This is a genomic window from Sphingobacterium sp. CZ-UAM, from assembly GCF_002000245.1.
Lineage (GTDB): Bacteria > Bacteroidota > Bacteroidia > Sphingobacteriales > Sphingobacteriaceae > Sphingobacterium.
Map to the genome: position 1 here is coordinate 21938 of NZ_MTCM01000012.1, position 15999 is coordinate 37936.

Consider the following 15999-nt stretch of genomic DNA (forward strand, 5'->3'; position numbering starts at 1 on the left):
CCGCTGTGCTCTTGAAGGAATTATTCACATAGGACCCGAATTATGAATATAACGAATTTATCAGAGTCTCAAACCCGTTACCGCATCGCAGACTTAATTTTGGAGTTTAATCACCCAACAGCTATTGCATTGAATCACATCCTCAGCTCGTTTCGGGATTTTCAGATCGATCTTGTGGATGAAAAAGCGGATATTACGATCAATATTAGTCTCGAAAAGGCCCCCGTAACAGCGGATTTGGGACTGCTACGGACAGATGAGTCTATCGCTTGGGGCGATCGCTTCCGTTTTTATGAGAAGGAGGATACGTTTATTACCACCATCGTAAATGAGCGCGGAAATGGGACATGGTACCAATATAGTAACCGTAACTTTGAACTTTCTACGATTTATGTCCCGGAAAGCTCTGCCGATGAACAGAGCGCAGTCATAACCTGGATGTCGATGATGATATTTGGCCAGGCCAGTCTCTTGCATGATACCATCATGATCCACGCTTCCGTGGTCAATCACCAGGGTAACGGGATTGCCTTCTTAGGGAAAAGCGGAACCGGAAAAAGTACCCATAGTAGGCTGTGGCTCGCAAATATTCCTAACACGGTATTGCTCAATGATGATAATCCTGCCGTCCGGATAACTGCTGAGGGCATTTTTATCTATGGCACACCTTGGAGCGGCAAGACAGCTTGCTATAAAAATGAACGATTGCCGCTAAAAGCCTTCGTACGCTTACAACAGGCTCCAGCCAATACCTTTACCTGGCAGCCAGGACTCAAGGGCTTTATTGCTGTACTACCCAGCTGCACAGCAATCCGATGGAATAAAGATCTATTTACGGAAATGAATACAATCCTGGAAAAAATAATTGGCGAAGTCGCTGTGGGTTATTTACAGTGTTTACCTGATGCGGCGGCGGCGCAGCTTTGTTATGATTTTATATTTGATAATACGGAAAGCTAGCATACTAAGCTGTATGAGGCTGCTGATGGGGATAAACTTCATAAAGAAAGCGAGCCTTGAACTGAATAGTTGAAATCAGGTTATAGGGAACTGAGCAGAACTAAATAAAAACGGGAATATCCAAAAAAAGACTGGACATTCCCGTTTTCACTTCTCTCCGTGCAAGTGCTACAATCAGATAGCGAGCCCTTAGATTATCTGTTTATTCTTTTAATCATGCCACGTTCTGTCCGTGTATGGATTTTACCCTGTTCGACGGTGCGGATACTTCGTGTAGAAAGGCTGCGCAATGTCGCCCGTGCTTTACTAGTCGGTGCCGCATCAGCTAAAGCCGTCGCCAACATTTTCTCCTGGGGATTACCCACATCGAACGATACATCATCACCTATATTGACCTCGTCAGGAACCAAACCATCCCAGTAATCACGTAAATTGGCCTCGGTTCTATTGTTATATTTCTCACCTAAATTTCCGCGTGAATTTTTTAAGATAAATGAAGCTGGCCAATAGGAGGCTTTATTCTGTATTTTTTGTTCAAAGAAGCCTACAGGTTTACCATAGGTTTTTGTCCCGGTCGCAATAATTTCTACGCTTAGATGCGGTGTAAGCACGTTGATCAGCATCTCTGCCGCAGAAGCCGTCTCTTCACTCACCAGGAAATAGACTTTATTGAGATTGAGTGTGCTCAGTCCCTCGAAATAGGTATCGTTCATATTTAACTGCTCCCGTAATCCTTTTGCGGCATCCGACTGCATATATTTATTCATCTCATAGGTCAGCATCAGTTTACCTTTGGTCTTTGCCCCCCCGATCTTATCGGCAATATATACCGCGGCATCCACATAGCCACCACCATTATAACGCAAGTCAACAACCAGGCTTTTGATTTGCATATTCTGAAATTTGTTAAATGCGGCGTCAGTAGTTGTTTTATTGGTCTTCCCCCCACTTGAGACATTATCAATTTCTTCAAAGGAGGAAAGTGCTAGGTAGCCTACATTATTACTACTGTAGGTATAGACAGTATCCTTATAAATTGGATTGATCGGATAAGATGTATAGGCCAAGTTTTCTTTTTTGAAAACCTGGTTATTGGCACGTTGTACCTGGAGTGTCAGGTTCGCGGCATCTAAAGCTGTATTGATATTGTTTCTTAGGCGACTATAGGCAGCTGCATCCTTCACCTCGCAGGTGCTAGTGGGACAGTTGACTTCGACAGAATAATTCTCCTTATCATTATTGACCGAAGTAATAATGTCGGCCCGTTTAAATCCGGCTATTTGAGCCGGCGAGCCGCCTTCAACAAAGGAAATATAAGGTTTGGCAACCTTACCGTCGATCGAAAACCATTGGACAGAAATCCCATAACCGTCGCTATTATCCATCTTGGTGCTTGCCTGTCCCGAAACATCATAGCCATTAATGCCATCCACATAAGAAAAGCGATCCAATACCCCGCCCCATTTCGCATATGCTGCATGTGCCGGACTCATTTTTTTTAATGCCTCGAGTACAGCTGTGGCAGAGTTATATTGATCTGTAAATTGCGCCGGATTATTCAGATAATCGGGAACTGAACCGTCTGCCCACAAGGAATACAATTTATAGTATTTATAAATATCGTCTTTGATAAGCTGACCTTCGGTTCGGTCAGTTGGTTTTGGCTCCGGTGGTTCGGGCTTGGGATGATCCTTTTTACAGGAAAGAACCGTAAGTCCGATTAGCGCTATCGCTGCCCAACGCCCTACTTGCTTTAGAGGCACTATATTCATATGTTGAAGCAATTTGTAAAACAAACATAGATAAATTGCTTTTTATATGCAATATAATTACGCTTGATATCAAAGAATTGTAGTTTTTCGGCGGCTACTACAATCTAACTACTAATGTCTAAATACTAATATCTGTATTTCTCTTTCCACTTGTCCCGCAGGCTCTGTCGGATCTTTTCCTCCTGTGGATTTTGTCCCGGCTCGTATAGTTTTACGCCACTAACCTCTTTGGGCAGAAATTCCTGCAACACAAAATTGCCGGGATAGGCATGTGCATATTTATATTCAGCCCCATAATTGAGCTCTTTCATCAGTTTGGTGGGGGCATTACGGATGTGTAGTGGAACGGATAGATCGCCTGTCTGTTTCACCAGCGCCTGAGCCTTATTGATGGCTTCATAGGATGCATTGCTCTTGACCGAAGTTGCCAGATAAATGACGGTCTGTGAAAGAATAATACGCGATTCGGGCCAACCGATGACATTCACGGCCTGGAAACAGTTATTGGCCAGCAGGAGTGCATTGGGGTTAGCATTACCGATATCCTCTGAAGCTAAAATCAATAATCTACGGGCGATAAATGAGGGATCTTCTCCCCCTTCAATCATCCGCGCAAGCCAGTATACCGCTGCATTTGGATCCGATCCCCGGATCGATTTAATAAAGGCCGAAATAATATCATAATGCTGTTCTCCAGCTTTGTCATAGATCGCCATATTCTGTTGTACCTGGCGCAGGACAAAGGCATTGGTAATCGGCTCCTTGTGAAGAAGTGCCGCGTTGACAACAAGTTCAAGTACATTCAATAGTTTACGTGCATCACCGCCAGACAGGCGCAACAGGGCCTCATATTCTTCAACGACAATGTCATGCTTTTGGAGGTATTCATCCTCATGCAGCGCCTTTTGAACCAGTCCGATCAGGTCCGCTTCGGACAGATGCTCCAGCACATAGACCTGACAGCGGGATAGCAAAGCCGATATTACCTCAAAAGAGGGGTTTTCAGTTGTCGCACCGATCAGGGTAACCAAACCGCGCTCGACCGCTCCCAGCAGCGAATCCTGTTGGGACTTGGAAAAACGATGGATCTCATCAATAAACAGAATGGGCTGATCCTGATTGAAATTCATCAAGCGTTCAGCTTTATCAATGACTTCACGGATATCTTTTACCCCGGCCTGAATGGCACTCAGGGAAAAGAAAGGCCTATCGAGCTCTTTCGCAATCAACAGCGCCAGACTTGTTTTCCCAACCCCCGGAGGCCCCCATAGGATCATGGAGGGAATATTCTTTTGCTGGATCGCATGATAAAGGACTGCATCGGGACCGACAATATGCTGCTGCCCCACATAATCACTCAATTGATGTGGACGTAGTCGTTCTGCAAGTGGAATACGTGTTGCCATACACAAAATTAGTATTTAGATTTGAGTATTGAGATATGAGTGGGACTTTAACATTTTTTCATTTGATCTATTCTTCTCCTGATCTTTTATTACCAACCGCAAAATATATAAGACATCCAATAAAATTGAAGAGCAGGACCAATACAATCCAGATCCCTTTATTTTGGGGTAGAATATTTGAGTTTGAAAAAATATGGTAAATGGTAAAAACAGTAATCAGAATGGAAATAATCAAGAACAGTATCTCAGTCATTCCAAAATTTAAAAATAAGACACTCATAACTAATCGATCATAATAATGAGACCCCAAAATTTTTGACTCGGGGTCCCATCCTCAACATTAAATTATGTATTCCCTAGTGTAATATAGCCTACGATCTAAATATCATCAGACCGTATGATTCGGACCGACCCGAAACCATTTTCTGTATTTTTATTTGTATTATTGGCTACATACCAGTTGCCTGTCCAGACATCGTAATAGATCCCGAAAGGCTGGAAGAACCTTGCCGCTTCATCCTTGATTGGTACGTTTTCGATGACTTTGCCAGTTTCATCACCTGAGGAAACTCTGGTCGATAACTCCGTCATCGTGTTGGTCTTCAAGTCATAGTAGAAGATCAAGTTGTTGTTGCCAGATGTGGCCAACAGCTTATCGCCTGCTGTCGCAAACAATCCTCTATTATTGACACCTGAATTCTGATAGGGTACTATCGTGCCTGAGGTAAAATTGTATTTGAAAATATTGTTGTTGTTATTGCTTGACACATACATATCCTCAGCGTCCGGCGTCAAGGTCATCGTAAATAGGTTGCTCGCGCCAGCTGGTACTGCCAGCGTAGACACCGTATTTGCCGTCGTTGAAAGATCAATCTTACGGACACGACCGGCTCCCCATTCCGATACATACAGGCATTTTCGGGCCTTGTCAAAAATAATACCTGAAGGTCTCGTAAAGGTGGCCGCCGAACCCGCACCATCAGCCGCGCCAGCTGTCCCCGTACCTGCAATTGTGCTCACCGTATAATCACCGTTCGGCGCTTTTACAATCTTACGAATTCGATGCGCCCCAGCTACATTGGCAGCGTCCGTTGTATAAATGACTCCGGAGGAATCTACCGCTACTCCCCACATCCCGTTAAAGGCTGCGGCAGTACCAGCTCCGTCAACCGAACCCGCGGTACCGTTACCGGCAATAACGCTAGCATTCGCTTGGGCGTCCACCATAAACAACTGATTCTTATAACCATCCGCAATATAAAGGTTGTGACTATTATCCATTGTTATGGCAAAAGGTCCCTTCACTTTGAGTCCATTGTTCAAGACCAGGGTAGAAACTTTTAGATTTGTCAACACTGGCTCTTTGTAGCGAGGTTCCAAGTCTTTGATGAGCACTGGAAAAGGAGTCGTTGTATTGAGTTCTGACAGGGTCATCGTGCTATTCTGTACCTCAAATCGCACCTTTGAATTGGCACTGTATTTAATCTCAACCTCACCGGGATAGACTTTGTTGACAAGTGTCAACTGTCCGTCGGCGCCAAATTCACCTTCCTCCCAGGCAGAGAATTTACTGTCCAAAACCGATTTATAACGATACTGAAGCTTCTCATTTTTTATAACCCGGTTACTGAATATCTGTTTACTCATCAATTTGAGATTACCCTTTCCAAATAAAGATCTTGTTGTAAGGCTCAGTTCAATCGCTGTCTTGGTCAGTAAAGCTCCTTCAACAGAATCAGGACTGTAGGCAATATCCGGTTCGGTAATCTTTACTTTATAGCGTACAGGAAATGCCCTTCCCGTGAAAGATACCTTGCCCTGCGCGTCAGAAACCAAGGTGTCTACTGCCGAATATGATTCGGTACTGGTTTCACGCTCGTAAAGTCCTATCCTTATGCCTTCATAAGGCTGTTTATCTTCGCTAAGTACTTGAACATTAATCTGGGAAACTCCAAAGCGCGGAAAGCTTTTCAACGCTATCGGATAATCTTTCTGTTCGCTGAGTTCAACAAAGGTTTCATTCAATTGATATCGTCCGGTATCCCGTATAGACACTTTCACTTTATTGGGATAAGGAACGGCATACTTAAATTGTCCTTTATCATCTGTGGGCACCGTATCTACAAATGTCTGTTCGCCATTCGCTTTTGTCTGCCGCTCAAAAAGGATCTTAACACCCTTTAATGCTGTATTATCATCCGTATTGGTCAAAGTTCCACTGATGCTTCCGCGTGGTACAACTGTCGTCTGGTTCCAATAGTCATCCCGCTTACATGCGGCAACGGCCAGGAAAGCAAGACCTAATGTATACACTAATTTTCTCTTCATAATGGTTAGTTATGTTATTTTCCAATAAATTCAGTCTCGTAATCGCTTAGGAACACTTTCCCTTCCAAGCCCCAGGAATCCGCAGGTTTGACATGTAACCAGTAAAAGATCTGCGAAGCGATGTCTTGCTGATAAAGGATTTTCTTCTTTGCTTCTTCTTTCAATTCATCATCGTTAAAACAGTTCCATTTCGATTGGACACTCCAATCCAAAGCCCCATCCGCCAGGAAACTCGTATTCGTACTTGTCTGAATTGTATTTTTCAATTCTTTACCGGCACCTTCGTCTATCTTCCAAAATCCTTTCAGATTTACATAATTTGCCTCGGTAGAAGAAATATCGTCCTTACATGTAAATGCATTGATTTCCGTATCCGATAGTCCGGTATCATAAAAAGCAAGGTTGCTGATAATTGCCGTGGCAACGCCGTAAGATTTTCCAGCAGGCCCAGCTCCTATAAAGAATGGGTTAGCGCTACCAGCAGTCAGATCTTTTCCGGTGATATCTACGGGAGCACCCGGCACGCCATCCATATAGCACACCGCCATTCGCTTGTCACCCTCGTTATAGATCTTTAAAGCGACGTTATGCCATTGGTCTATGGTCAAAGGGCCAGGAGCGTAGATATAAATCAGTGTGCCATTTCCCATAATATAACGAAATCGCTTTCCGCTCCCCTCGACCATCAAATGCCAACCTTTTGTACCACTGTACGCATGGGATGTTTTTCCATAAAGTACGGAGTTGGTTGTCGGAAATGCCGAGACTTTAACTTTTGAAATAATTGTAAATTCACCGCTTTTACCAACTTCGTAAGCGTTAGGATCCGCTTTCATAATCGGAATATCATTGCCTGCCTTTTTGACTGTCAATGTATTTACAATTTGCGGCAGCTGGATTTGAGCCTTTATAAAGTTTTTGTTATAGAAAATCAACGGGACCTTACGCTCTTCGAGTGTAGCCCCACCGTAGCTATTATCCACACCACCATGATTAGCGGTAATCACAATTAACCAATCTTCGCCCGCATAATTTTTCCGCCCTTCAACTGCTTTTACAATCTGGCCTACATAGCCATCGATACGATCCAATGTTGTTTTGTAATCAGGGTTGTCCATCGAGAAACCTCCAGTCAGCCCTGCGTTATTTAGATCGCGAAAATTAACCACGGCAAAGGCCAGCTCCTTTTCACCATCTTTGATCCGATCGATCGCCTTAGTTTTTGCGGCTTCGTCGGAAGCGACGACTCCATTCTCATCAGAAAGGTTAAATAAATTATGATCCAAAGGTTCCCAAGGGGTGACTGAAAGCGTTTTGAAATTCCGGCCTGATTCCAATAAACGTTGATATAAGCTAATGAATCCGGTTGACACGCCACTGCCTTCATGATCATGGATATCGTCATCGTCTTCATCGTTCGCATCAAAATCATTGCTATATACGCCATGTTTGTTGCTGTTTTTCCCGCTTAATATGGTGGTCCAGGTAGCAGCATCCTTCGTATTGGCATCGGCTATACTCTCAAAAGTATATTTGGAATGTTCCAATAGCTTAGCAATGTTGGCAGGCACATAACTGTTCAGCTCCAGCCCCGCCAATCCATCAATGGAAATCAACAGGACCTTTCTGTCCTTGGTCATCATCTGCGGTTCTTCTTTTTCAAAAACCAAGGGGGGATCAAAATATTTCTTGCATGAAAGGAAACAACAAGCAGTCAAGACCAACAAGGTTCCCAGTATATATTTATTCTTCTTCATCTCAATTGTATATTTTAATTTAATTGACAAATATGCAAGCGCCAAGCTCGGCCAGGGCGACATCCTGATTGGTTGCGTCTTTGATATTCAGTCGGAACTCTTTGAATTTCCTTCTGACATTATCGGCAAACTTCACGTATACTTTGTTCGCTTCATCTTTCATTATAGCCAACGAATTACCTCCTTCCATGGGTACCGTTTGCCATGTCGCCGAAGCATTTGCCCGAACTTCGATGCTATAGTCTTTTAGGTAACGTCCTAAATATCCCGCACGCCCCTGAAAATAAAAACCATCCGCAGCGATCTCATTTGGACTTGTTACTGTAATACTGTATGGAAATACTTTTACACCACCAATATGCCAAAAGGTATTATCCTTGCCATCAAAAAGATTTGAAAGTGGGTAACTTGCGTGCGAAGAATAACCTGAAGAGAGTGTCGCCACCCAATCCTTGGTGCTGACATCGGACACAATTGGCCCATCCCCCCCTGTTTTGGTAACCGGATTAAATTCCCATACTGCTCTATTTAACAGCGGAAATCCTTTTTCTTCGGACACATAGCGTTTAGACACGGCACTAACATATATGCCCCATTTATTTAGATAAGGTTCCATATCTGTCTTTGTAAATTCTGATAAGGCCTCATAAAAGAAATCGATTTTAGACTGATTATTTGCTGAAGTAAAACGCGCTTCACGCCCACGTACATAGATATAGGTCATAAAGTCATATCCATATTTTTCGAAAATCTGCGCATACATCATCAAGCGAATATCATGGGCCCGGCTTTTGTACGCATTCCCATCTATATCCATACTCGCCCAGTTTACGCTATCTTTTGATACGGCAACTGCCTTTTTCGCCGCGATATAAGGCACCGCACTATTCCAAACCTCAGCAATCTTATAACTTTGATGTCCGAAAATCTTGGAGACCTTAAAATGAAATAGGTTATTGGTCACCTCACCATTTCCATCAAAATTCCAGGTCGATCCCATCTGCATATTATGTCCGAGTTCGTGAAACGTCCCCCAATTCGAATTTTTAACACCATCTATGCTCACAGCTTGCTTGAAATAGTTTTCGGTTGCTCCTGCGCGGACCGGATAGCCTGATACTTGGGCGACGCCAGGTTTAAACAGTACGTCGTGTACAATCCGCCATTTGTTAAAGGGTGCACGATGGCGTATATCAGGATTTCCCTCTGTCATGCCCGTCCAATCCCAGTATCCTTCACGAATAGCTTTGTCCCATGTTTTCATCAGTTCGGCAGGATCTTCGATCCCGTATTTTTTTAGTTTCTCGGTTTGCATGGTAAAAACGATACGGTCGCCCTCCAACTCAAACCAAGGCACCGTGGATTTCGCCACGAGAGCTTTCCACTCTTCGTTTGTTGTCGCTCCCGGGCCGCTCAATTTGAAACTAGGCGCCTTTGCAACGCCCGAAAAACGTAAATCCACAATACGCCCCATGGGACGTGAAGGAATGATATATACCAAACCACCATAAAGGTTGCGCATATAGTTCTTTCCGGGGAAAAGATTGGTTGACGTAGAAATAACCGCATCCCGGGCAGGAAAATCAATCCCATCCAAGCTGGTGGACACATGTGGACCGATCAACGCACTAAGTCCATATATTCCCTCCGGGACGTCGATCACAATCAGTTCGCCGGCAGGGGCATATACCCCTGTGCTCTGCCAGGCTCCGGGGGCCACTGATATACGAAGATCCATCGACCGGATTTCCTCATATTTTAAATCAACCTGCACCAGATAATTTTCTAAACGAGGTTCTTTTTGGTCCATGAGTCCTGGAAACAAGCGGGCCTGTGTATATTTGGAATAGTCAATTTTAAAACGGTTCGTATCAATATTGACATTGACGGTATCCTGGTATTCACCGGATGAATAACCATTGTCTGCCGGGCTAAGGCGATCTTTCCGGCAGGAATACAGCACAGTTAACAGCCCTACCAATACCAAAATATAGTTATAATTTCTTTTCATCTGTATTACCGGTTAATTATTGGAAAATGCTGGACTCCAACTTTGGGCATCCAATTCAAACTGTCCTACTTCAATAATATTCATCCAATTATAGATCATCAGCGGAGCATCTACCGTACGTACCACATAACGTTCAAGGTTATCGGGTAGCGTTGGACATAAATTGCCCGCCCGCTCAGAAAAAGAGGTATAGGCAAATGCACCTATCAGGTTAAAATTGCGTTTATTGCCAGTTTTGTCGCGGATGATATTATCCCGATCATTTGCAGGCCAATAACCTATCAAATTATTGTAATAGGCATCCGATCCTGCTGTCGACATGGTTGTACAATAGTTGCTCTTTATATAATCCACTGGCAGGGCTGCGTTATAAAAACGAACATCGGCCATGAGCTGTTTTTGTGTTTTTTCGATGTAGCCATTACCATATCCCAGCTGAAAACGTCCTGCTCCGATACCGTTCGAATTCGTAATTTCTTTGGTCTCACCCGCTACACCGTCGACATAAATAGTCGCATATTGTTTGTCTCCCTCTTTATAAATACGTGCGAAAACAGCGTACCAGGTATTAGTCGCTAATTTTTTGCTAAAGTAAATAGAGGTATTGGCCACTTTAAAACGGAAACTTCCTTTTGAAAGGTTGTTTTCGCTAGCGTCGGTCCCTGTCAAAAACGCCCAACCAGCCTCCCCTCCGGAGGTACTGGTACGGTTACCCAATAAAGTCGTATTTAGATTTCCAAATTCCGTGATTTTGATTTTAAATCCAATGGTGTATTCTTTTGTCTTATCGATATCAAAGGCTTTACCGTCAGCTACACTCATCTGTCCATAAATCTGATTGGAGGCTGTGCTATTACTGACAAAGGTCACAGCCGAACTTGTCCATGCCGGGTCTACTGTTTCCATACGTTCGACCAGCTTATAGCTAAATTCGGGATTATTCATCAAGACAAAATTATTCCGCTCAGGGATCGCAAATACACTTCCATCTTGTAAGGCGGGATTAAGTTCGTATTTTCCGCCATTCGTCGATGCCACTACAATAAGCCAACGCTCATTTTTATAATTCTTACGTGCGATAATTGTTTTCCTTATTTCGCCGAGCTGCCTGTCAAACTGGGCCAATGCCTGAATATACTTGTCATTGTCGGGGCCATAACCACTTTGATCGCCCGTAATACGTACATTGGAGAAGGTTGCCATCATAAAGCCTACATCCTCTTTCCCTAGCTCTTCTTTTGCCGCTTTTAATACTTCGGAATCATTGGAAAAAACCGAATTCAGGTCCAAACTACCGCTTTCGATTATAGTAGAAACTAGCGGATTAGATGTTAACAAGGCTGTGCGGCTCGGTTTATATTGCTTGATACGTTTAAATATTGTCGGATACGCAGCAAGATTATTTCCGTTCAATTGATCGTCCTTCACCCGATGTTTGCTGACCTCCGTGCCTGTCAAAAGATCAGCGTAATTCGTCGCCAATGTCCCGTTTTCACTACTGACCGAATTCCAGCTAAATACACCGTTCAAGCTCAATGCAGCCATATTGGGCATGCTTCCATAATCGGTTGCTTCATTGCCAACAACTGTCCCGACAGCCCCTTCAACAACGATATACGCTATTTTGTATTGATTGGCGGTCAGTCCTAGATCCTTAGGTTCGGATCCAAACTCCAGTTTGCCTTCCATGTTTTTGTTACACGAAGATGATAATATCATCAACAGGCAACTCCAGGCTGCAAACCGGATCTTCTTTCCTATATCTCTTCTCATTTCTTTAGATTTTATAGTTGAATAAGATTAATCCAATAAGGTTAACCGTATGATATTTCCCAGGTTACTTTTACCGCTGAAGGACTGTATATCCCCAACCAAGGTAACTGTTCGTTGCCCCAAGCTATTGGTTCCCTCCAAAGCATCAAATATTGTCCCGACAAGTCTTCCTGTATTGTTATAATCTTTGACAAGTTTGCCTTTGCTGTCAATAACCATAAATCCTTCCCGGATAATGTCATTGTATCTCGTAAAAGAACCGGTTACGATAATCATACCATTGGATAACTGCACCGTGTTATTTGGCACTCCTGATGCGAAGCCCAAACTCTGGAAATTGGGGTCAAGACTACCATCTTCGTTGAGCATGGCCATTCCCTTAGCTGCTTTGCCATTGAATGTGGTGAAACTTCCGATAACGATATATTTTTTGTTCTGTTTGGAATAGCTAATATCATAGATAAATCCATTAGCTCCGCTGCCCATCTGAAAGTCGGTATCAAAGGTTCCATCATCCTTGAGCCGTACAATATTGTTGGCGGTCTGCGTATTGTTAAAACGGGTGAAGGCTCCTACCAAAATCAATTTGCCGTCATCTTGCAAAAATGCGTCATTGACGATGCCATTCACACCATCAAATCCTTTGTTGGGGAGTGTATTTTTATTGACAAAATAGCTGTCATCCAATGCGCCATCGGCGTGCATACGAGCCACTCCACCCATTGGAAAAATATCCATTAGGATATTATCGTAAGTAGATCTCGTGTAGTAGTTGTTGACATAATAAGCAAATTGACCAACAACTGTTACCTTATTATTCTGATAGAAGGACCTCACAATCGGAGAGGCAGTACCGCCATTGAAGACAGGGGCGATCAGGTTACTTTTTGTAGGGTCGGAGGTTAAATTAAGAATAGGTGTGGATTTGACCTGAAGCGCCCCAGTCGTACTAACGGTGGTAATATTGCGGACCAATTTGATCGTGTCATATTGCGTAAAATTTCCTGAAATCAAAATATCCTTATCAACAGTCTCACTCATGGAGGTAATCGCCCCTGTGATCCCCAATCCAAATTGCATACCCCGCACAAATTCTCCATTGTTGCTGATACGCGCTATACCAGAGATCTTAGATGAGGCCGCATTACCGTTGTAATCTGTAAAAGCCCCACCGATGAATAGCTGATTGGCCGACGTTCTCAAAATGGAATAAATAGGGCCATTTGCCCCAACACCGGATTGGAAAGTTGGATCGACAGCAAGTTTGCCAATAATAGGCAACATCGGCCCTGCAAATATCTGCCCATCCACCACCACCTTAACACCACCGGTACTACAATCTTCAGGAACGATACCAGTCAGGGTAGAATCACTAATATCGGTCACCTGCGCAGGTATATTGTTGATATAAAATTTCAGTTGATCTTTGTATTTTAACAAACCACGCACGTTAAAAACGACTTCGCCTCCGGGTTTAGCTTGCGAAGGTGAAGGTGTTCCCTCGCCAAAAACGATATTAAGAGGCTCCTTCGCGCCTGCATAAGGATCTGGTCCATATTCGAGTTTATTACTACAGGAATAGAGACCGAGCATCAAAACTCCTGAGCAGATATAGTTAATTACGTTCATTATTTTGTGCTATTATTTGGTATGATAATCTATTCCAAGTTCCATTGCCAGCGCTGTAAATCGTGCACCCATATAGCCAAAGGTATGTCTCCTGTAGTTGAGCACATGTACCCGGCCATTATCGGGCTGTATATTGGACGATGCGACGAATGTGCTGATCCAGTTCTGTGTGGGATTCGTAAAATCGGGCACATAGGAAACCATAAGTTGTCTCGGTCCACCATATTTGATCGTGGCATCGCCATTTTTAAGATCGTGAAATACCACTCCCACATTGATGGCCTGCTCCTCATTATAGGTCTGAAAAATCTGTCCTCCAAAAGCGTATTTTGCAGCCGTATCTACTTGTTTAAAATCGATCAGTCCAAAATCTCCTTCAACAATATATTCGCTCAATAGGCGCCGGTAGACTTCAGGTTTTACATCTTTGTAAGATTGTATGGTATCCTTACCCAAGGTATATAAATTGAGATTCAGGTTAACCAGGGCTTTTTCAAAGGTCGGATCTGGCGGAGCGAAAAACGTAATTTTTTCATTCTTGAATAGCTCTTCCATACCCGCATATCGGATAATCTGCACCAAGGTGTCAAATGGATCCTCCGGATGCTGGGCCTTGGAATCCAAGTATGCCATCATATTGCCCTTAAAACGGGGATCATGTTTTCCGCTGTCTTCAAAGTAATCTTTATTGCTACATGACGACAAAATGGTCAGCAATAAGACTACTGATGCTATCATACTATTTAATTTCATTGTGCGCGTTCTCCTTTCTATTTCCAATAGTTATTTAAAGTCATATATGGATTGTTGTTCATGGCTTTTGGATCGATCGGCCAGGTCCATGCCTCCTGCAAAAAGTCATTATAGGTTATAGGATTCATACTATATGCTCCTTTATAGAGTTTTCCGGTCCGGACCAGATCATAATAATAATGGCCTTCGCCCATCAATTCCTTGCAACGCTCCCAATAGATAGCGTCTTTGAGGTTATTATCGTAATTATTGCTCGCGGGATATAGACCAGCTTCGGCACGCGAACGGATCATATTAAGCAACTGTGTCGCTTTGGCGTCGTTGCCCAGATCCGCATTGGCTTCGGCCTGCAGTAATATAGCATCCGCCAAACGCATCATAATTTGATAGTTACCCAATGACTGCGCCGTATTACCCTCCCCAAGGGCCAGATTAAAAAATTTGAAGAACGTAAAGTCTCCGGTTCCAGAGTACATATAGTTGTTACCTTTTGGATCGGTAAACCAATTCTTGATACGACCATCCTGCTCTCCGTCAGGATAAAGCATTTTCATATAATAGGGCTGATAAGTTAACTCACTTAAATTCGTGGTCGTTTGGTTCAAAATGAAATAAGGCGCATGTAGCACATGTGCAAAATATGTTTTTCGGGTATTCGAATAAGATTCACCATAGTTCACATTGTTTGGAATCTCAAATAATCCTTCTTTGGATCGTCCGTTGAATACCTCAGCGACACGATTGATCGGGAGCAGTTCGTACGCTTTGCTTTCTAGCACCCCGCCGTTGTAAAGTTCGTCACCCAAGCGGTCAACGGCCTCATAATGCTGCTTTGCATTAGCTTCGTCAAATCCTGCTATCCACATATTGAGGTGCATCATAAGTGCCAAAGCTGATCCACGCATGGCGCGGACGCCACGGTTGGCCGGATCGGCATAAGTCCAAGGAAGATTATCTTTTACCTTTTCCAAATCTTCGAGACAGGACTTGGCCACCTGAACATGTTTGGTACGAGGGAGCGGATCCTGATTGTAAGCATCGGTATAATAGGGTACATCACCAAAGAGACGAAGCAGCACAAAATAAGACATACAACGCATGAAAACTGCCTCAGCCTGATAAGCTTTCACCTCATCCTGAGAAAATGAGGGATCATTTTCTGCGACCTTGGGTACCAGGGAATACAGAATATTCGCAGATTGAATAACCTTATAAATTGGGGTCCAATCACTAATTTTATCCCATTCGACATTGTATGTCCAGAACCGGTCGGCATCGGTACCCGGTTCGGGACGAGCTGTATTGACCAAGGTGCGGATATCCCCTCTTGAGATATAAGTAATATCGTGTCGGTTTGGAAATGTAGCGGTACGCAACACTGGTGCATTGCGAAAATCTCCTACTAAAAGAATAGGTCGATCAATCCCCACACCGACACGGAATAAGCGGTATACCTCACGCGTAAATGTTTCGGCATCATCTTTATTGCGCCAAAAATTATTGCCCGAAAGGCTATCTGTGGGCTCTACATTCAAAAATTTCTTACATGAAACCAGGCCTATAAGGATGAATGCTCCTAGTATAATATGCAGGATGTTATTTTTTTTCAT

The 15999-nt window shown here is 43.4% G+C and carries 11 protein-coding genes; 1 reads left to right on the top strand and 10 read right to left on the bottom strand.

From position 1 onward, the window contains the following. Nucleotides 1–42: 42 nt before the first annotated feature. Nucleotides 43–960, top strand: coding sequence for a hypothetical protein (locus BWD42_RS24290; RefSeq protein ID WP_077439082.1), 918 nt, complete (start codon nt 43–45; stop codon nt 958–960). Nucleotides 961–1154: 194 nt separating this feature from the next. Here the strand turns inward: BWD42_RS24290 and BWD42_RS24295 are convergent, their stop codons facing one another. The 10 genes from BWD42_RS24295 to BWD42_RS24340 all read right to left on the bottom strand — a co-directional run bounded on the left by BWD42_RS24295 (nt 1155) and on the right by BWD42_RS24340 (nt 15999). Then, nucleotides 1155–2732 carry a S41 family peptidase gene (locus BWD42_RS24295; RefSeq protein WP_077439084.1) on the bottom strand — a complete coding sequence of 526 codons (1578 nt, stop codon included), beginning with the start codon at nt 2730–2732 and terminating at the stop codon, nt 1155–1157. A gap of 125 nt (nt 2733–2857) precedes the next feature. Then, on the bottom strand, nt 2858–4138 hold the full coding sequence (locus tag BWD42_RS24300; RefSeq protein ID WP_077439086.1) for a replication-associated recombination protein A: 1281 nt from the start codon (nt 4136–4138) through the stop codon (nt 2858–2860). Nucleotides 4139–4205: 67 nt separating this feature from the next. Next, nucleotides 4206–4418 (bottom strand): PLDc N-terminal domain-containing protein, encoded by a 213-nt coding sequence (locus BWD42_RS25310; RefSeq protein WP_077439088.1) that lies wholly within the window; start codon nt 4416–4418, stop codon nt 4206–4208. A gap of 98 nt (nt 4419–4516) precedes the next feature. After that, nucleotides 4517–6466 (bottom strand): hypothetical protein, encoded by a 1950-nt coding sequence (locus BWD42_RS24310; protein ID WP_077439090.1) that lies wholly within the window; start codon nt 6464–6466, stop codon nt 4517–4519. A 14-nt stretch (nt 6467–6480) separates the two neighbouring features. Beyond that, a complete protein-coding gene (locus BWD42_RS24315) occupies nt 6481–8223 on the bottom strand; it encodes an alkaline phosphatase family protein (protein WP_175992145.1) in 1743 nt (580 codons plus the stop codon). A 19-nt stretch (nt 8224–8242) separates the two neighbouring features. After that, a complete protein-coding gene (locus BWD42_RS24320) occupies nt 8243–10234 on the bottom strand; it encodes a M60 family metallopeptidase (RefSeq protein WP_077439094.1) in 1992 nt (663 codons plus the stop codon). A gap of 12 nt (nt 10235–10246) precedes the next feature. Continuing rightward, on the bottom strand, nt 10247–12007 hold the full coding sequence (locus tag BWD42_RS24325) for a LamG-like jellyroll fold domain-containing protein (protein WP_077439096.1): 1761 nt from the start codon (nt 12005–12007) through the stop codon (nt 10247–10249). 27 nt (nt 12008–12034) lie between these two features. Then, nucleotides 12035–13636: a DUF5008 domain-containing protein gene (locus BWD42_RS24330; protein ID WP_077439098.1), complete on the bottom strand. Its 1602-nt coding sequence runs from the start codon at nt 13634–13636 to the stop codon at nt 12035–12037. 12 nt (nt 13637–13648) lie between these two features. Next, on the bottom strand, nt 13649–14374 hold the full coding sequence (locus BWD42_RS24335) for a fasciclin domain-containing protein (protein WP_077439126.1): 726 nt from the start codon (nt 14372–14374) through the stop codon (nt 13649–13651). Nucleotides 14375–14406: 32 nt separating this feature from the next. Next, nucleotides 14407–15999, bottom strand: coding sequence for a RagB/SusD family nutrient uptake outer membrane protein (locus tag BWD42_RS24340; RefSeq protein ID WP_077439128.1), 1593 nt, complete (start codon nt 15997–15999; stop codon nt 14407–14409).